This window comes from Streptomyces sp. PA03-1a (assembly GCF_033792805.1).
GTDB lineage: Bacteria > Actinomycetota > Actinomycetes > Streptomycetales > Streptomycetaceae > Actinacidiphila.
Map to the genome: position 1 here is coordinate 24,574 of NZ_JARAVO010000053.1, position 18,220 is coordinate 42,793.

Annotated in this window: 20 protein-coding genes; 6 read left to right on the forward strand and 14 right to left on the reverse strand. The window is 73.0% G+C overall.

What is annotated here, in order from left to right:
• Positions 1–31 precede the first annotated feature (31 nt).
• Together PV341_RS14490 and PV341_RS14495 are read right to left on the reverse strand one after the other, a co-directional pair.
• Complete coding sequence (locus tag PV341_RS14490) at positions 32–736, reverse strand: response regulator (RefSeq protein WP_500327489.1); 705 nt, start codon at positions 734–736, stop codon at positions 32–34.
• A 112-nt stretch (positions 737–848) separates the two neighbouring features.
• Complete coding sequence (locus PV341_RS14495; protein ID WP_500357980.1) at positions 849–1,469, reverse strand: pyridoxamine 5'-phosphate oxidase family protein; 621 nt, start codon at positions 1,467–1,469, stop codon at positions 849–851.
• Between the two features lie 268 nt (positions 1,470–1,737).
• On the opposite strand from PV341_RS14495, the gene PV341_RS14500 reads away from it, so the two are divergent.
• Entirely contained in the window at positions 1,738–2,310 is a 573-nt protein-coding gene (locus PV341_RS14500; protein WP_500357982.1) for an Rv1733c family protein, read from the forward strand.
• Between the two features lie 34 nt (positions 2,311–2,344).
• On the opposite strand, the gene PV341_RS14505 is transcribed toward PV341_RS14500, so the two are convergent.
• The 9 genes from PV341_RS14505 to PV341_RS14545 form a co-directional block, all read right to left on the reverse strand.
• Positions 2,345–2,977, reverse strand: coding sequence for a CBS domain-containing protein (locus PV341_RS14505; protein ID WP_500357984.1), 633 nt, complete (start codon positions 2,975–2,977; stop codon positions 2,345–2,347).
• Positions 2,978–3,009: 32 nt separating this feature from the next.
• Complete coding sequence (locus PV341_RS14510; RefSeq protein WP_500327693.1) at positions 3,010–3,474, reverse strand: Crp/Fnr family transcriptional regulator; 465 nt, start codon at positions 3,472–3,474, stop codon at positions 3,010–3,012.
• Positions 3,475–3,669: 195 nt separating this feature from the next.
• The gene (locus PV341_RS14515) at positions 3,670–4,590 is read right to left on the reverse strand and encodes a universal stress protein (protein ID WP_500357985.1); all 921 of its coding nucleotides are present in this window, start codon (positions 4,588–4,590) and stop codon (positions 3,670–3,672) included.
• Positions 4,591–4,614: 24 nt separating this feature from the next.
• Entirely contained in the window at positions 4,615–5,277 is a 663-nt protein-coding gene (locus PV341_RS14520) for a helix-turn-helix domain-containing protein (protein ID WP_500327479.1), read from the reverse strand.
• 24 nt (positions 5,278–5,301) lie between these two features.
• On the reverse strand, positions 5,302–6,369 hold the full coding sequence (locus PV341_RS14525; RefSeq protein WP_500357987.1) for a zinc-dependent alcohol dehydrogenase family protein: 1,068 nt from the start codon (positions 6,367–6,369) through the stop codon (positions 5,302–5,304).
• Between the two features lie 115 nt (positions 6,370–6,484).
• Positions 6,485–7,126 carry a CBS domain-containing protein gene (locus tag PV341_RS14530; protein WP_500327475.1) on the reverse strand — a complete coding sequence of 214 codons (642 nt, stop codon included), beginning with the start codon at positions 7,124–7,126 and terminating at the stop codon, positions 6,485–6,487.
• A gap of 150 nt (positions 7,127–7,276) precedes the next feature.
• Positions 7,277–8,002, reverse strand: coding sequence for an FAD:protein FMN transferase (locus PV341_RS14535; protein WP_500358002.1), 726 nt, complete (start codon positions 8,000–8,002; stop codon positions 7,277–7,279).
• Positions 8,003–8,036: 34 nt separating this feature from the next.
• Complete coding sequence (locus PV341_RS14540) at positions 8,037–8,480, reverse strand: FMN-binding protein (protein ID WP_500357988.1); 444 nt, start codon at positions 8,478–8,480, stop codon at positions 8,037–8,039.
• Between the two features lie 13 nt (positions 8,481–8,493).
• Positions 8,494–9,855 (reverse strand): ferredoxin reductase family protein, encoded by a 1,362-nt coding sequence (locus tag PV341_RS14545; RefSeq protein WP_500357989.1) that lies wholly within the window; start codon positions 9,853–9,855, stop codon positions 8,494–8,496.
• Between the two features lie 156 nt (positions 9,856–10,011).
• On the opposite strand from PV341_RS14545, the gene PV341_RS14550 reads away from it, so the two are divergent.
• Both PV341_RS14550 and PV341_RS14555 read left to right on the forward strand, forming a co-directional pair.
• The gene (locus PV341_RS14550; RefSeq protein ID WP_500357991.1) at positions 10,012–10,749 is read left to right on the forward strand and encodes a response regulator transcription factor; all 738 of its coding nucleotides are present in this window, start codon (positions 10,012–10,014) and stop codon (positions 10,747–10,749) included.
• The gene (locus PV341_RS14555; RefSeq protein WP_500357992.1) at positions 10,746–12,179 is read left to right on the forward strand and encodes a sensor histidine kinase; all 1,434 of its coding nucleotides are present in this window, start codon (positions 10,746–10,748) and stop codon (positions 12,177–12,179) included. The genes PV341_RS14550 and PV341_RS14555 overlap by 4 nt, the downstream gene beginning before the upstream one ends.
• A gap of 43 nt (positions 12,180–12,222) precedes the next feature.
• Here the strand turns inward: PV341_RS14555 and PV341_RS14560 are convergent, their stop codons facing one another.
• From PV341_RS14560 to PV341_RS14570, 3 genes are all read right to left on the reverse strand, one after another.
• The gene (locus PV341_RS14560) at positions 12,223–12,492 is read right to left on the reverse strand and encodes an SHOCT domain-containing protein (RefSeq protein ID WP_500327469.1); all 270 of its coding nucleotides are present in this window, start codon (positions 12,490–12,492) and stop codon (positions 12,223–12,225) included.
• A gap of 10 nt (positions 12,493–12,502) precedes the next feature.
• Positions 12,503–13,222: a CBS domain-containing protein gene (locus PV341_RS14565; RefSeq protein ID WP_500327467.1), complete on the reverse strand. Its 720-nt coding sequence runs from the start codon at positions 13,220–13,222 to the stop codon at positions 12,503–12,505.
• Between the two features lie 266 nt (positions 13,223–13,488).
• Entirely contained in the window at positions 13,489–14,166 is a 678-nt protein-coding gene (locus tag PV341_RS14570) for a CBS domain-containing protein (RefSeq protein ID WP_500357994.1), read from the reverse strand.
• A gap of 208 nt (positions 14,167–14,374) precedes the next feature.
• On the opposite strand from PV341_RS14570, the gene PV341_RS14575 reads away from it, so the two are divergent.
• From PV341_RS14575 to PV341_RS14585, 3 genes are all read left to right on the forward strand, one after another.
• Entirely contained in the window at positions 14,375–15,256 is an 882-nt protein-coding gene (locus tag PV341_RS14575) for a universal stress protein (RefSeq protein WP_500357996.1), read from the forward strand.
• A 111-nt stretch (positions 15,257–15,367) separates the two neighbouring features.
• Positions 15,368–17,767, forward strand: a complete 2,400-nt coding sequence (locus tag PV341_RS14580) for a glycoside hydrolase family 65 protein (RefSeq protein ID WP_500357997.1) — start codon at positions 15,368–15,370, stop codon at positions 17,765–17,767.
• Positions 17,768–17,829: 62 nt separating this feature from the next.
• Positions 17,830–18,220: hypothetical protein (locus PV341_RS14585; protein ID WP_500357999.1), on the forward strand; the 391-nt coding region annotated here is incomplete at its 3' end.

Here is an 18,220-nt window from a genome sequence, read left to right on the forward strand (position 1 = left end):
GTCCCTGAGGCAGGAGCCACGCGGCACCATCTCAGCGTCGTGACTCGGCGTCCCCGCCGCCCCCGGTCTGGTGCTGGGTGGCGAGCACGGCGGCCTGGATGCGGCGCTCGACGCCGAGCTTGGCCAGCATCCGGGAGATGTGGTTCTTGACCGTCTTCTCCGACAGGAACAGCCGCTTGCCGATCTGCCGGTTCGTCAGGCCCTCGCCGATGAGTTCCAGGATCTCCCGCTCGCGCGGAGTGAGCGTGGCGAGGGTCTCGTCCTGCGGACTCGCCGGTTCTTCCTGGTGGCGCAGGCTGCTCATCAACCGGGCGGTGGTCGCCGGGTCGAGCATCGACTGGCCCGAGGCCACGGTCCTGACGGCGGAGACCAGGTCGGAGCCCTTGATCTGCTTCAGCACGTAGCCAGCGGCGCCCGCCATGATCGCGTCCAGCAGGGCGTCGTCGTCGTCGAAGGACGTCAGCATCAGACAGGCCAGTTCCGGCATGCGCGAGCGCAGCTCCCGGCAGACACCGATGCCGTCGCCGTCCGGGAGACGCACGTCGAGGATCGCCACGTCCGGCCGCAGGGCCGGTCCCCGAGCCAGTGCGTGGCCGACCGTGCCGGCCTCCCCGACGACCTCGATGTCGGGTTCGGCGTCGAGGAGGTCGTGCACGCCCCGCCGTACCACCTCGTGGTCGTCGACCAGGAACACCCTGATCGGCGCCCGCGGTGAGAACTCCTCTGCACCGGTCATGCCGGCCCCCTGCCGTGTGTCGCTGCCCTGACGTCCCGTGTCCCGGTGATCCTCACCCACCACGGCCGGGCGCGCCAGGGCCGAACGGACCCATCGGAACGGGGCGGGCCCGTCAGGGGACGTCGATGCGCCGGCCGGTGATCGCGGCCGCGTCGATCCGCACCCACTCGCTGCGGTCGTCGTCGCCCGGCCACGGGCCGCTGTACGCCCGCCGGGCGAGGTGCCGCACGGCCTCCGGGTCCTCGACGCGCCTGGCCGGGCCCCGTACCAGGACGCTCCAGCCCTGGCTGAGCGCCTCGTCCACGTGGTCCACCTCGAAGACGACCTCCGTTCCGGTGACCTCGGCCGGCCCGGAACCGGGGGCGGTCCTGAAGACGACGGAACCGTCGACCACGCTGTAGTTCACGGGCAGGATGGCCTCGCGGCCGGGAGCGGTCACTGCGATCCGGCCCACGCCGTGGCCGTCCAGGCGCGACCAGCATTCCTCGGGGGAGAGCTCCACCAGGCGTGCGTGCGATGAGGCGCGCCCGAGGCGGCCGGGCGGAAGGTCGGCCTCCCCTCCGTTGAGCGCCACGACCGTGGTGTCCAGGGCGGCCGCGAGCGTTCCCAGCGTTCCCGGACCGGGAGCGGCCGTGGACTGCTCCTCGATGAACCGCAGGTAACTGGTGGCCATGCCGGCCCGGGCCGCGACTTCCTCACGGGTCAGACCCAACTCGTCACGCCGCTTCGCCACACGGCGCCCCATGTCACCAGGGGCGGCCGGATACGGATTCGGTGCCATGCTGCTCACGTCCTTGGTCCCGAGGATCTGAGAGACCGCGCACTGCCGCGTGCGGGTCGGACCCTTACGATCGTCGCCCACCGGCGGCTCCTGAGACAGGGCCGAACGGACCCGGCAGCCGGTGAGAACGGCCTGCCCGGCCCACCCGGGCGGCCTCTTCGGCCCCTGCTCCTCAACCCCGCCTCCGTGCGACCGTCGCCGCAGGGAAAGGGGCGTGGCCATGAGCGGTCGGGTGATGTTCTGGCGGTGGCGGCGCAATTCGATGCGACGCGGAACGGATGTCGCGGAGGCGTGGACGGGAGTGGCGGCGGCGGTCCTGATGGCCGTCGGTGGTCCCGCCGCGGGGGTCGCCTCCGCGGTCGCCGTGGAGCACGACGCGCTGCACCAAGGTGACGGCATGCGCCAGGTGACGGCAGTCCTCACCGAGGACGCGGCGGACGCGGTGGAGAACTCCTACACGGGGTCCCCCGGTACGGTGCGGGCCACCGTGCGGTGGACCGCACCGGACGGTGTCGCGCACGTCGGCAGCGCTCGCGTGGAGCCGAACAGCCGGACGGGGTCCACCACACCCGTCCGGGTGGACCGGCACGACGAGATCAGGGAACCACCGCTCACACCGGTGCAGGCGCAGGTGCAGGGCCAGGTGTTCGGTGTCTTCGCCGCCACCGGCGCGTGCGGGCTGGTCCTGGCAGGACGCTGGGCCGTCCGGCTGCGGATCGACCGTCATCGGGCGGCGGCATGGGAGCGGGAGTGGGCAGAAGTGGAACCCTCGTGGGGCCACCGGCGGGCATGATCACCCCCAACGCCCGGGGTGCTTCCGGTGTGCTTCAGTCCCACACGGCGTCGACGACGCCCTCCACGGCTCGGGCGAACCGTGACGCCACAGGGACCAGCGACGGGTCTCCCGGCGCGCCGGAGAAGTGGACGACGCCCCCCTCGACGCGTGCCCGTACCGGTGAGGGCTCGCCGGGGAAGAGGTACCCGGCGATCTCGCGGTTGACCTCCTCGGCGATCTCCTCGTCCGGACGCAGGAAGACCTTCAGCAGGTCGCCACGGCTGACGATGCCGCACAGCATGCCCTCGGCGTCGATGACCGGCAGCCGCTTGACGTTCCGGAACGCCATGGCGCGCGCCGCCTGGGCCAGTGTGGCGTCGGCGTGCACGCACACGGCGGGGGCGCTCATCAGCTCGTCGGCGGTGGTGGCGCCGGCCTTGCACAGATCCGGCAGGCGCCGCATCTGCTCGTTGCGGGAGGGAGCGCTGTCGCGGTACTCCTCCTTGGGCAGCAGGTCGGCCTCGGACACCAGGCCGACTACCCGACCCTCGCCCTCCAGCACGGGGAGTGCACTGACCTTCCACCGCTCCATGGTCGTGACGATCTCCTTGAACGAGGCGTCCCGGCCGACGGCGACGACGGAACGGGTCATCACGTCGCTGACGATGTGCGGGCTGCCGTGCATCGGTCCCTCTCCTCCTGGCGGGCGGAAGCCGGTCAGTGCGCGGTTCCGCTGCCGGCAGGACCGTAGAGGTCCAGCAGACGGGTGCGGGTCTGCAGCAGGCGGTGGGCGACGATCTCCGCCACCCGGCGGGACACGGCCCGGCCGAAGGCAGGGTCGGCCTCGCACAGCGCCCGCACGATCGTGGCGTCGTACTCCGTCGCCCGCACCGGGCTCTGCGCCTGGGCGCCCAGATGCCAGCTGTACGGAGGGAACAGCCACGACCAGCCGAGAAGGTCGCCGTGTCCGAGAGCCTCCAGCACGGCGGGGCGCCGCCCGGGGACGTGGAGGTCGAGTGCGACAGATCCGGTGTGGATGATCCAGAACCTGTCGGCTCGTTGCCCCTCCTCGAAGATCCGGGTCCCGGCCGGGAAGGACACCTCGCGGCCGAGTTCCGTCAGGCGCTGTCGCGCCTGGGCCGGCAGTACGTCGAGCAGGCCGTTCGTCGTGGCGGTGGTCATCACCGGCACCTCCGTCCTGAGGACCGTCCACACGATGTGACGGGGGACGACCGGGCGGCCCTGGCGGCGGCCCTCGTCCTCAGCCTGCACCCCGGCACCCTCCGCCCGCAGGGGCCTACCGGCCCCTTGTCCTGGCCCGCCCGGTACCGAAGGCGGGTGCACGTCAGGGCCACCGCTGACCAGGGGGTCCGGCGCTCAGCCGATGGGGACCAGGACGACGGGGCAGTGCGCGTGCTGGAGCACCGCGTGGGTGACCGGTCCCAGGCGCATGCCGAGCGGGCGGTCCTCGCGGCGATGGGCGCCGACCACCACCACGTCCGCCGCGCGGCTCGCCTCCACAAGTGCGGCGGCGGCGTGTCCCGGAACGGAGTCCACCCGCACGGCGACATCCGGAAAGCGTTCGGTCAGCTTTGACACGGCGAACCGGGCCAGTTCCCTGTGCTGCCGTGCCTGGGAGGCCAGGTCCTGGCGGTGGGACGTGGGCCACTCTCCCATGGAGATGTGCGGGTGGGTCCAGGCATGGAGGACCCTCAGCCGTGCGGCGCGTCGTTCGGCCTCCTCGAACGCGAACAGGGCGGCCTCGGCGTCGCTTTCGTCCTCCAGGCCCAGCAGCACCTTGTCGTGCAGCAGCCCCCGTCGGACGGCCGCGTCCTCGCCGCGGACGACCATCAGCGGACCAGCGGTGTGGGCGGCCACCCGCAGGCTGACGGAGCCCAGGAGCAGGCCGGCGAAACCGCCACGGCCTCTGGTGCCGACCACGGTCAGGGTCGCGGTCCGGCCCACGCGCACCAGCGCCGAGGCCGCCGGCTCGGCGGCCTGCTCCAGTGCGACGGACAGCCCCGGGTGCCGGTCCTCCACGCGTCTGGCGGCCAAGTCCAGGACCGTACGGGCCGCTTCGCCCGGCGGGCGCTCGCCATCGGCCTCCAGGCCGAATCCGACCTCGCCCGGATCGGGCCACGGCAGACCGAGCACGATCCGCAGGGCGGCGTCCCGCCGGTGTGCCTCGTCGGCCGCCCGGTCCAGGGCGCGCACGGCAGGGTCCGATCCGTCGACCCCCACGACGACCTCCCCGTGCGGTGCGCGGGGCGGCCCCGCTGCGTATCCGCTGCCCGTCATGCCCTGCCTCCCTTGGTCGTCATGTCAGCCCACCACGATGCGGCGGCCCGTCACGTTCGCCGGTGTGATGCGCACCCACAGGTCGCGGTCCCCGCCGGCCCACGGCCCGGTGTACGCCTGTTCGTTGAGCCGCCGGACGCCCGCGGGGTCGGTGACGGTGTGCGCCATCCCACGGACGAGGACGCTCCAGCCCTGGCTCAGGGCGTCGTCCACCTCGTCGACCTCGAAGGCGCACTTGGTGTCGGAGGCCTCCGCGGGGGTGGCGGCCGGCGAGGTGCGGAAGGCGATCGTGCCCTGGTCGACGCTGTAGTTGACCGGTACGACGGTGAGTCCCTCGGGCATGGACAGGGCGAGCCTGCCCACGCCGTGAGAGGACAGCAGTCTCCAGCACTCCTCACCGCCCAGTTCCACCAGTTCGGCGCGGCCTGCGGCCTGCCCGCGGCCCGGCGGCAGATCGGCCTCGCCTCCGCTGAGCGCGGAGACGCTGGTGTCCAGCGCCATGGCCAGGCCACGCAATGTCGCGATGCCGGGAGCTGCGGTGGAATCCTCCTCCACGTACCGCAGGTAGCCAGGGGCGATGCCCGTACGGGCCCCCACTTCCTCCCGCGACAGGCCCAATTCCTCACGGCGCATCGTGATGCGCCGGCCGATGTCCCCGGGCGCGGTGGCTGGGGAGTGCTTCGTCATGACCGTCGGTCCTTTCCTCAGAGCTCAGTCGGTGAGCGCCACCGCCGAGTGGTGCGGGCCGCCGAGCACGACCTTGAGCGCCGCGGTGTCGGCCGCCCGGCCGAACACGCCGTAGGCCTCCTCCATGTCGTCGAGTTCGAACGTGTGGGTGACGAGGGAAGCGGCCGGAAGGCGTCCGGAAGCCATCATGCGCAACAGCACCGGGGTCGAGTACGTGTCCACCAGCCCCGTGGTGATGGTCACGTTCCTCCTCCACAGGTCCTCCAGGTGAAGGGTGGCCGGCGCGCCGTGGACGCCGACGTTGGCCAGATGGCCGCCCGGCCGGACGATGTGCGCGCACAGTTCGAAGCTCTCGGGAACACCCACCGCCTCGATCACCACGTCGGCGCCGAGTCCCTCGGTCAGGTCGAGGACCAGCCGCTCGGGCTGCTCACCGGCGTTGGCGACCGCCTCCGCGCCCAGGCGCTTGGCCGCGTCCAGACGGGTCTCCGCCAGGTCGACAGCGATGATCCGGTCGGGGGAGTACAGGCGCGCCGTGGCGATCGCGGCCAGTCCGATCGGCCCGCTGCCGACGACGGCGACCGTGTCGCCGGGCCGGACGCGGCCGTTGAGGACGCCCACCTCGTAGGCCGTGGGGAAGATGTCGGCGAGCAGCACCGCGTCCTGACTGCTCACCGAGGCGGGCAGCGGGTGCAGGCAGACGTCGGCGAACGGCACGCGCACGTACTCGGCCTGGGTCCCGTCGATCAGGTGCCCCAGTACCCAGCCTCCGCCGCCGACGCACTGCCCGTAGGCGCCCTCGCGGCAGAAGCGGCACCGGCCGCACCCGCAGATGCAGGAGATCAGCACCCGGTCGCCGGGACGCACCGTCGTGACGGCGGAACCGGTTTCGACGACTTCGCCCACCGCTTCGTGACCCAAGACGGTGCCGGGGCGCACGTCGGGCACGTCACCCTTGAGGATGTGCGGATCGGTTCCGCAGACGGTGACCGCGCCGACGCGCACGATCGCGTCGCCGGGGTCCTTGACCTGCGGATCCGGCACCTCCTGCCAGCGGGCCTGCCCGGACCCCTGGAAAACCCACGCCTTCACGGCCTTCCCTCCTTCGGACGGAGTCGTGTCCTGCCGTCAGGGTGTTGTGCGGCGCCAGGCGTCCGCTTGGGCCGGCCGGGCCCGTCGAAGGGGCCGACCGGTCGCCTTAGGGGCCTCACACGCGGCTCGGCGTGAGGTCGAAGCGCACGTCCACGACACCCTCGACGGAGCGCACCATCCGTGCCACGACCGGGACCAGCGACCGGTCGGCGAGCAGGCCGCTCACCGTCACGATTCCGTCGGTGACTTCGACGTCCACCAACTGCCACGCGCCCGGCAGGACTTCGCCCGCGAGGACGTCCCGCACGTCACGGGCGATGTACTCGTCCGTCCGGAGGAACACCTTGAGCAGGTCGCCGCGGCTCACCACGCCGCGCAGCGTTCCGTCGGCGTCGACCACGGGCAGCCGTTTCACGTGGTGCAGCGCCATCGTCCGTGCCGCCTGCGCCAGGGGGGCGTCCTCGCGCACGGTGACCGCCGGGGCCGTCATCAGCTGCTCGGAGGTGACCGCGGCCGCCTTGTCCGGGCCCGCGCCGATCGGCGGGGCGACGTCCTCGCGGTGTTCCTCCTTGCGCAGCAGATCCGCCTCGGAGACCACGCCGACGACCCGGGTGCCGTCGGCCACCACGGGCAGCGCGCTGACCTTCCACTGTTCCAGGGTCCGCACGATCTCCTTGAAGGACGTGCCCAGGGCCACCGCGACGACCTTGCGTGTCATCACGTCGCTCACCGTCGCCGGTTGCAGGTTGGCGTTCATGGCCGCCTCCTTCGACGAGGGACGGAAAACCTCCCGCACCCAGTCTGGGACCCGCCGGTAACCGCCGCCATTGGGCCACCCGGCCCCGTGGACGGGCCCAAAGCCCCCCGCCTCCCGGCCATCTGGCGCGTGGATCAGCGCGGTCGCCGCTCAGGGGACGTGGTTGCCGAATCCGGACGTTCGCCACGTGCGGCCGTCGGGCAGGATGGCCAGCGCCTCGTACCCGTCCAGCGCCTCCAGCCAGGCGCGGGATCCGTTGCCACGTGCGAAGGCCGCGGTGGCGTAGGCGTCGGTCATCGTCAGGGCCGGCCCGATGACGGTGACGGACGCCAGGGCGGCGGCGGGGGTGCCGCCGTGCGGGTCGAGGATGTGGGCGCCGCGTTCCGCGGTGCCCGAGGTCGCGATGGCCAGGTCGCCGCTCGCGGACACGACGGCGGCCGGCGCTCCAGGGAGAAGCGGGTCGGCGATGCCGATGCGCCAAGGTGTGCCCGGGGCCGCCTGGCCCCGGAGGCGGACGTCGCCGCCCCCGTTCACGCAGGTGTGGTGTGCCCCGGCCTCGTGGAGCATCCGGGAGGCGTTCTCGGTGGCCCACCCTTTGACGAGACCCGAGGGGTCGAGGGTGCCGCCGGCCGTGATGCTGAACCAGCCGTCCGTCTCGTGGCTCGCCCGGGCGCACAGCTCCAGCACGTCGCGCACCTCGCCCGGACAGTCGGCGAGGACGATCTCGCCGCGGCCGAGCCTGCTGACGGCGCTGTCGGGACGGTACGTGGAGAACACGGCGTCCACGGTGTGCAGATGGCGGACGGCACGGTCGAGGGCATCGCGGACGGCGCAGGTGGCCCGGTCCCGGACGTCGAAGGAGAAGACGGTGCCCATCACGTGTTCGACGTGGTGCAGCCCGCGGGCGGGGTCACGCACGGGCCTGGTCCAGAGCGCTCTGCAGGGACCGGACGTACCCCTGGCTGGTGTAGCTCGCCCCGGACACGGCGTCGATGCGGGCGCTCTGGGCGCCGAGGGCCTCCTGCGTCAGGCGGGGCAGGGCGTAGGCGGCGATCTGCCGGTCCCTGCCGTTCTCGTCCGGCGCCTGGAGGACCCGGACGGCGGTGATCCTTCCGTCGGCGAGCGTGGCCGCCACCTGCACCGTCCCGTAGGGAGTGTCGACGGGCGCACCGGTGAAGGTGCCGTTGGGGGCGCCGTGGCCGCCTGGGGACGCCTGCTCCGACCGTTGGGGCGTGGGCGAGGCAGCCGAGGGATCCGGACCGCCCGCCACGACGGACGGCTGGTGGGGTTTGAGGAAGAGCATCCCGGCGATGAGGGCACTGGTCCCGGTGGTGGTGAGCACGGCGCGACGCATGCGGTGGTTCTCCTCAGAACGCGAACGACTCGTGGTGGATGCGGCGGGCGGGCACTCCCGCCTCGCGCAAGGCCCGCACCGCGGCTTCCGTCATGGGCGGCGGGCCGCAGAGGTAGACGTCGTGACCGGCCAGCCCGGGGACGAGGGCGGACAGTGCCTGCGCGGTCAGGGGGGAGTGGTGGCGAGCGGGGTCGTCCACCACGTAGTGGACCGTGGCGCCGCGCCTGTGCGCTATCGCGTCGAGTTCGCCGCGCAGGGCGAGGTCTTCCGGACGGCGTGCCCGGTAAACGAGGGTCACCGGGCCGGGCAGGGTCTCGAAGAGAGTCCGCAGCGGGGTGATGCCGACACCTCCCGCCAGCAGGAGGACCTTCGACGCGGTGCGACGGTCCGCGGTGAACGCGCCGTAGGGGCCTTCCGCCCACACGCGGGTGCCCGGGGTCAGCCGGGCCAGGGCGCCGCTGTGGCCGCCCGCGGACTTCACGGTGATGCGCAGGTGCCGAGGGTGGGCCGGGGCGGACAGGGAGTACGGGTTGGCGGTCCACCACAGCCCGCGGGTCAGGAAGCGCCAGCGCAGAAACTGTCCCGGCGCACCCGCCAGCTCGTCCAGGTGCTCACCGGTGAGGTGGACGGACACGATCCCGGGTGCCTCCGGGTGGACGGCGACGACCGTGAGCCCGTGGCGGAGGCCGCGCCGGAGCGGGACGGCGAATCGGTACCAGGCGACCAGGACGGCGGCGCCGAGGTAGAGGGCGTACCAGGCGGTCTGGGCTGCCCGGTTCCCGACGAAGTCCGCTCCGTTGGACAGCTGGTGCCCGAAGGCGAGGAAGACCGCGAGGTAGGTGGCGAAGTGCAGGTAGTGCCAGGTCTCGTAGCTCATCTTCCGGCGGGCCGCACGCGCGGAGACCGCACCCGTGGCGACGAACAGCAGGAATCCGGCGGTGCCCTTGAGGAGGTCCGGATAGTCCAGGACGAGTGTCGTGGTCTGTCCCACGAAGGAGGCGTGCGAGGCGGCGGCGTAACCCCAGATGATCAGCAGCGTGTGGGCCAGGGCCAGGGAGACGGTGCAGCGCCCGCCCCAGGCGTGCCAGCGGGCGAGCCGGTCGGTTCCGACACTGTGGTCGAGGAGGGGCACGCGAGCCATCAGCACGAGCAGGACCGCGCAGGCGTATCCGGCGAGGAGGCCCGTGATGCGGCCCGCACCGGTCAGCCACCCCGCCGGACCGACGACGGAGGTGGTGTCGGACCACCACAACGCCAGCACTCCCGCGGCGCCCGCCCAGATCGCGAGCGGCGCGAGCACCGGGACGAGGCTGCGGCGCGGCCGCCGGTGGCGCAGTCCGCGACCGGCGTGGGCGGTGGTGGAGGTGGCGGCCATGAGGCTCCCAGGAGCGTGATCGTCGTCGGGCGCCCCCAGCATCGGCATCGAACCTCTGCGTTTCCTCTGAGCCGGGCAGCCCAGCGGGAACTCAGAGGAAACGCAGAGGTTTCCGGGGCCGCCGTGGGGACGTGTGCGAGGGATGCTGTACTCACCATGGAAGAGAGCCGCACACCACCCCCCGGCATGCACCGTCCCGACGGGAGCCCGGTGCGCATCCTGGTCGTCGACGACGAGCCCGATGTCACCGACGTGCTCTCCGCCGCCCTGGCCGGAGAGGGCTGCCGGGTACGGACGGCCGCAGACGGGGCGTCCGCGCTCGCGACCGCCCGCGACTTCCGCCCCGACGCGGTCGTCCTGGACTGGATGCTGCCCGACGTCGACGGCCTGCACGTCCTGCGCGAGCTGCGGCGCGACGCCGACCGCGTGTGCGTGCTGTTCCTGACGGCTCGCGACGCGGTCGAGGACCGCGTCGCCGGCATCACGGCGGGCGGCGACGACTACGTGACCAAGCCGTACAGCCTGGAGGAGGTCATCGCGCGGCTGCGCGGTCTGCTCCGCAGGGCCGGGATGACCGCCGCCACCGACGTGGACCGGCTGGTCGTCGGCGACCTCACGATGGACGAGGAGGCCCGGGAGGTCCGCCGTGCCGGGACCCTGATCGAACTGTCCCGCACCGAATTCGAACTGCTGCGCTTTCTCATGCGCAACCCGCGCCGGGTGCTGTCCAAGAGCCAGATCCTCGACCGGGTCTGGGCGTACGACTTCGGCGGCCAGGCCCATGTCGTCGAGCTCTACATCAGTTATCTCCGCAAGAAGATCGACGCGGGACGTTCCCCGATGATCCACACGGTCCGCGGCGTCGGATACGTCCTGAGGTCCGAGGCCCCATGAGACGACTCCCTCCCCGCACCCTGCGGGGTCAGCTCACCGCCGGCCTCCTCGTCCTGCTGGCGGTGGCCTGCGCGGCCGTGGGCGTCACCACCGTCCTCGCGCTCAAGGGATTCCTGCTGGGACGACTGGACGAGCAGTTGACGGCGACCGGGGGGCGCTTCGCGGCCAGTCTGGAGCACGAGAGGACGCCCGACGCGGACAACCGCCCCGACACCAGGGGGCAGGCCGACGCGACCTTCGGCGCCCGACTGCTGGGCGGCGACGTCACCCACGCCGCCGTGGTCGACGACGCGGCCGACCGCCCCCTGGCGCTCTCCGCCGGAGACCGACGCGCCCTGGGAGGTGTCCCGGTCGACGGGAGGGGGCACAGCATCCGCATCGCCTCGCTCGGCGCCTACCGCGTCACGGCGGTCCGCGGCGACGACGGCGACGTCCTGCTCACCGGACTTCCACTGCACCCCGTCGAAGCGACGCTGCACCGCCTCGAAGCCGTGGAGGCCGTGGTCTTCGGCGCGGCCCTCCTCGCCACCGGAGTCGCGGGGACGTTGTGGGTACGGGTGAGCCTGCGACCCCTGCACCGGGTCACCGAGCACGCGTCCGGTGTCGCACGCCTGCCCCTGGCCACCGGCGAGGTCGCCATGCCGCGGCCCCTGCCGGACACCGACCCCCGCACCGAGGTCGGCCAGGTCGCCGCCGCGCTCAACCACATGCTCGGGCACGTGGAGGACGCCCTGGTCCGGCGTCAGGCCGGCGAGGAGCGACTCCGGCACTTCGCCGCCGACGCCAGCCACGAACTGCGGACCCCCGTCGCGAACATCAGGGGCCACGCCGAACTCGCCCTTCGCCATCGGGGCTCTGTCCCCGCCGAGATCCGCCACGCCCTCGATCGCATCCAGTCCGAGTCGCAGCGCATGACGCACCTCGTCGACGACCTCCTGCTCCTGGCCCGTCTCGATGCGGGTCGCCCGCTCGAGCACGAGGAGGTCGACCTGACCCGGCTCGTCCTCGACGCCGTCGACGACGCCCGCGCCGCGGGACCGGGCCACCGCTGGTTCCTGGACCTTCCCGAGGAGCCCGTCGTGGTGTCCGGAGACGGCCATCGTCTACAGCAGGCCCTCGGGAACCTCATGGCCAACGCCCGCACGCACACCCCGGCCGGTACGGAAGTGACGGTCGCCCTCTCCTCGGACGCGGACGGCGCACGGCTCACCGTCAGCGACGACGGGCCCGGGATCCCGGCGGAACTCCAGCCCGAGGTCTTCACCCGCTTCGTCCGTGCCGACCAGGCCCGTTCGCGCAGTACGGGCAGTACCGGCCTCGGACTTGCGATCGTCCACGCGATCGTCACCGCCCACCACGGCGCCGTCGAGGTCACCAGCCGCCCCGGGCACACCGAGTTCCGGGTGTCGCTCCCCGCCGGGTCCGGCTGACCACCGCGTGGATCTCTCCCCCGTCCGGTCACGCTGCCCTCGGTCACCTCGAATCCTGCCGGTGACCGGCGGTTCGTTCCAGCACCTCCAGCCGTCGCCGGTACTCGGCGTCGTCGATCTCGCCGCGGGCGTACCGCTCGGCCAGGAGTTCCCACGGACCCGGGTCACGTCGCTCGGGAGCCCGGCCGCGACCGCCGTCGGCGGTGCGTCGCACCAGCACGGCCGCTGCCAGGCCGACGAGGACCAGCAGCACCAGCCAGCTCAACGAGATCAGGGCCCAGCCCCAGCCGTTCATGTGGTCGTAGACGAACATGGCGTCCTCCTCACACGGTGCGCAGCCGGTCGTCGGCAACGCCGTGGGCCGTGGCGTCGACGGGGCGCCCGCAGGTATCGTCGAGCCGATAGGTGAGCCGGTTCACCACGGCGACCACCCCGTCGACGCGGCGGGTCAGGGCTTCGGCCGGCGGGACCTCACTGCGCCGTTCGACGCGGCCCCCGAGGGTGACCACTCCGTTGTGGACGCTGACCCCGATCGCGCGCGGCGCCGGCCACAGCGCGCGGACGACGGCCTCGTCGACGATCTCGGCACGGATGCCGGGGTCCGGGCGGAGGAAGACCTGGAGCAGGTCGCCGCGGGTCACGATGCCGACGAGACGGTCTTCCTCGTCGACCACCGGCAGCCGGTTGACGTGGTGTTCCGCCATGGTGCGCGCGGGGACCGCGACGGTTTCCCCCGCCCGCACGGTGATCGCCGGAGTGGACATCGGCTGCCCGGCGGTCCGTGCACGCGCCCGGGCGGCGTTTCTCCGGGCGGTGGGTGACAGCGCCGGCAGCCGCCGCCCCGTGCCGTCCAGCCGGGACACCTGCCGCAGCATCAGGTCGGTTTCGGCGACGACCTCGAGGACCTTGTCGTCGTCGTCGACCACGGGCAGGCCGCTGATCCGGTGCCGTGCGAACAACGCGACGACGTCCTTGAAGGGCGTGCCCTCACGGACGCCGACGATGTCCGCCGTCATCACGTGCCCTGCCTTGGGCTGCTTCATCGTCGTCTCCTCCTCGGTGCGGCAGTCACCGTGGCCGGCGCTGCACCGTCCCGGCCGTCGCCCTTCCCCCCTCTCGTCCGCCCACCTCCCACGATCGGATGGCGGCCGGGACACCTCCAGGGGTCTGCCGGGTCCCGGCCGGGGGCCGATGGGCCCTCATCCCCTCACGCAGGCCCATCCCCACGTGCGGAGGGAGGTCCGTCGGTCGGAGGTCCGTCGGTCGGCCCCTCCAACTCCGGGCCGTCCACGTCCTTCGCCGGCACGGCTCACCGGTGCGCGGGTAACGGCCGGACGGTGTCGTCGGCCTTGTAACCCAGTCTCGCCTCGACGTCGACGACGCCGTCCACACCGCGGCACAGCTCCAGGACCACCGGCACGAGGCTGCGGCGGTCCACCACGCCCTCGAGGGTGACCTTCCCCTCGGCCACCTGGACGGTCACGGCGGCGGGGGCAAGTCCCAGGGTCCTCACCAGCAGGTCACCGGTGATCTCCTCACGGATGGCGCGGTCCCTGCGGAGGAAGACCCGCAGCAGGTCGGCGCGGCTGACCACCCCGACCAGCCGTCCCGTCCCGTCGACCACGGGCAGTCGCTTCACCCCTCGACGCTCCATCACCCGGGCCGCCTCGACCACGGACCACTCCGGCCGCGCGACGGTCGGCGGACTGCTCATCAGCCCCTGCGCGGTGGTGGCGGCGACGCGGGAACGCTCGCCCGGGCGCGGGTGCCGGGCCGGCAGAAGGCCGGTGGGGTCCGGCAGCCCCGCCTCCTTGCGCAGCAGGTCGGCCTCGGACACCACGCCCACCGGGCGGTCCCCTTCGTCCACGACGGGGACGGCGGTGACGTCGTGTTCCGCGAGCAGCCTCGCGATCTCCTTGAACGACGTGTCCGGCCGTACCGATACGACCGCCCTGGTCATCAGATCGCCGACGTTGCGGTGGTACATCGTCCCCGCCTCCCTGCGCGGTTGGTCCCGTACGGTCCGGTCCCACTGTCGGTCGCGTCCACCGGGGCCCGACATGGGCCGGTGGGGCCACCGCCACGGCCGGGTGTCCCTCCGGACGGGCCGAGCGGCCCATGGGCGTAGCGGTCCGCGCCCGGCAGTGTCGTCGGCAACACGGTGACGACCCGGGCATCGAGAGGCGGTGGAGGTCATGGCGCTTCCCCTGGTCGTGGGAACCGACGGCTCGGACTCCGCCCTGGAAGCGGTCGACTGGGCCGCGGACGAGGCATCCGTGCGCGGCCTGCCGCTGCGGATCGTCCATGCCTCCTTGTGGGAGCGGTACGAGGGCCGGGCACTCGCCTCCACCCGGAAGCCCGCCGAGGAGCAGGAGCTCACCCGGCAGATCGCCGAGTCCGCGGCGGAACGGGCCCGCCTGCGCCGTCCGGGCCTGGAGGTCTCGGCAGAGGTACTCGCGGAGGACACCACGTACGGACTGCTGCGCGAGGGGACCCGTGCCACCGCACTCGTGGTGGGCCACCGAGGCCGCGGCGAGATGGCGGGCCTGCTGCTGGGCTCCGTCGGCCTGACCCTCGCCGGTCGTGCGCAGTGCCCGGTGGTCGTGGTGAGGGGTGACCGCGACGGAAGCGGAACCCGCGACGGCGGGCGCTGGATCGTGCTCGGCGTGGGCCCGGACGAGAATTCGGCCGCGGCCGTGGAATTCGCCTTCCGCGAGGCCGAGTTGCATGACTGCGGGGTGCGGGCGGTCCATGCCTGGCGGATGGTTCCGGGCGAGGGCGCGCAGTGGATCGGCTACGAGGACGAGGCCGTCACGGCACACCGGCGACGCGCCGAGGAGCACCTCGACCAGGCCCTGCGCGCCGCGGCGGCCGCCCACCCCGGGGTCCGCCACCGCCGGCACACGGGCGAGGGACATGCCCGCAAGATCCTCCTCGGGACACTGGACGACGCGGACCTGCTGGTCGTCGGCGCCCGCCGCCGCGACAGTCCGTTCGGGCTTCAGTTGGGTCCCGTCAACCACGCGATGCTCCACCACGCCCCGTGCCCGGTTGCCATCGTCCCTCAGCCCGTGTGACCCGCGCGTGACGCCGTCCCGCCCTCGGGCGGGCGCGGTGCATCCAGGGGAGACTGGACGGGAAAGCCCTGCCGAACCGTCCCGGCCGCCGGATCCCGGAGAGGGGAGACGATGGGGGAGTGGACCTGGTCGTACGAGGGGTACGACCCCGCCCAGGAGCGCCTGCGCGAGGCACTGTGCACCCTGGGCAACGGCTACTTCGCCACCCGCGGCGCCGCCCCGGAGACCGTGGCCGGCCCCCACCACTACCCCGGCACCTACGCCGCCGGGTGCTACAACCGGCTCCACTCCACCGTCGCCGGGCGGAAGGTGCAGAACGAGGACCTGGTCAACCTGCCCAACTGGCTGCCCCTGCGGTTCAGGATCGGCGACGGCGGGGAGTGGTTCGCCCCCGACGACGGCTCACTGCTGGAGCACCGGCAGGACCTCGACCTCCGACGCGGCACCCTGACGCGGACGTTCCGGCTGCGTGACCCGCGCGGGCGGGTCCTCGCCGTCGAGCAGACCCGGCTGGTGCACATGCACGACCCGCACCTCGCCGCACTGCGCACCGTCTTCCGCGCGGAGGGCCACTGGTCCGCCGACCTGGAGGTCGCGTCCGCGCTCGACGGCGACGTCGGCAACGCAGGTGTCGCCCGCTACCAGGACCTGAACGGCCGTCACCTCACCCGGATGCACACCGGAACCTCCGAACCGGACACGGTCTGGCTGCGGTGCCGTACCACCGCCTCCGACATCCGCATCGCGCTCGCCGCGCGGACACGCGCCACGACGTCTCCGACGGCCGTACGGACACTGGAGCCGGGGGAGCGCACCGTGGTCCACCGGCTGACCGTCCCGGTCGCGCCGGACCGGCCGGCGGTCGTCGAGAAGACCGTCGCCCTGCACACCTCCCGGGACCCGGCGATCAGCGACCCGCTGCACGCCGCCCTCGACCGTGTTGAACGGGCCCCGGACTTCGCCGGCCTCCTCGCCACGCACACCGCCGCCTGGGCCCGGCTGTGGCGCCGCGCCGGCCTGGACGTTCCCGGCGAAGCCGGACGGATCCTGCGGCTGCACGCCTTCCACGTCCTGCAGACCCTCTCCCCGCACACCGCCGAGCTGGACGTGGGCGTGCCCGCCAGGGGACTGCACGGAGAGGCCTACCGAGGACACGTCTTCTGGGACGAGCTGTTCGTCCTGCCCTACCTCGACCTGCACTTCCCCGAGGTGTCCCGGGCGCTGCTGGAGTACCGCCACCGCCGTCTGGAGGAGGCGTGCCGGGCGGCGGACCAGGTGGGGTGCACGGGAGCGATGTACCCGTGGCAGAGCGGCAGCGACGGACGCGAGGAGACCCAGACCCTCCACCTCAACCCGCGCTCGGGACGCTGGCTGCCGGACCACACCCGGCTCCAGCACCACGTCGGCTCCGCCGTGGCCTACAACATCTGGCGGTACGGCCAGGCCACCGGCGACACGGAGTTCCTGTACACCAAGGGCGCCGAGATGCTGTTGCAGATCGCCCGCTTCTGGGCCTGCCGCGCCACCTGGGACCCCGACTGCGACACCGGCGGCCGCTACCGCATCCGCGGCGTCGTCGGACCCGACGAGTACCACGACGCCTACCCCGGCTCCGCGACGCCCGGAGTCGACGACAACACGTACACCAACGTCACCGCTGCCTGGGTACTGGAGCGGACCCTGGAGCTGTGGCGGACCCTCCCCGCGCCGCGCCGCGACGAACTCCGCGAGCGGACGTGCCTCGGCCCGGAGGAGACGGACCGCTGGGAGGACGTCTCGCGCAAGCTGTACGTCCCCTGGCACGCCGGCGTGATCAGCCAGTTCACGGGCTACGACGGGCTGGAGGAGCTCGACTGGGCGGGCTACCGGGCCCGGTACGGGGACATCCGCCGGCTGGACCGGATCCTGGAGGCGGAGGGGGACTCGGTCAACCGCTACCGGGCGTCCAAGCAGGCCGACGTGCTCATGCTGGGCTACCTGTTCCCACCCACCGAACTGCACCGCCTGTTCGGGCGCCTGGGGTACCGGCTGGACGACGGCACGTGGCAGTCAACGGTCGACTACTACCTGCGCCGCACCAGCCACGGCTCCACCCTCAGCGGGGTGGTGCACGCCTGGGTGCTGACCCGGGCCCACCCGGCCGACGCATGGTCCTGCGCGCAGGAGGCACTGCTCGGGGACGTCACCGACGTCCAGGGCGGCACCACCGAGGAAGGCATACACCTGGGTGCCATGGCCGGCACCCTCGACCTCGTCCAGCGCGGCCTGACCGGTCTGGAAGCCCGTGAGGACGCCCTGTGGCTCGATCCGGCGCCGCTGCCGGAGCTGTCGCGCTTCGCCTTCACGGTCCGCTACCGGGGTCACTGGGGCGTGCGGATCCACGTCGACGGAGGCCGCATCAGCGTCGCCGTCCCCGCCTCCGCGGGGGCACCGCTCCGGATCCGCATCGGCGGCCGGACCTGGTCCGTCCCGCCCGGCCGCTTCCGGCTGCTCGACCTGCCGGCCCGATGAAAGGGCTCCGCGGCGCGAGGCCCTTCCCCGCGTAGAGCGACTGATCGACTACGATCCGTGACATGACGTGGCGAGCTGGTCGGCGCATCTCCTTCCGCGGAGTGCTCCTGCTGCTGGGCGTGCTCGTGTTCACCAGCATCCACCTGGTGGCCTGCGCGCACGGGCCGGACCGCACGGGTGGCGACACCCTCACCGCCGGTCCCGCCGCGGCGGCCCCGTGCCAGCCGCAGGACGCCGCGACCCGCCCGGACCAGGACGTCGCCCGCGGCGACGGACCGCCCGCCGACCACCACGCCCTGTGCGGAGTCGCACTCGACCGGCTCCCCGATCCCCGCCCCCGACTGGCCGACACCCCCACGGTTTCCGGCATCGGGGCGGCTCCTGCCGTACCGGCGCCGGCCATCCACCCCCCGAAGGCCGAGGCCGCAGGCGCCGGACGGCCCTGCGCACCCC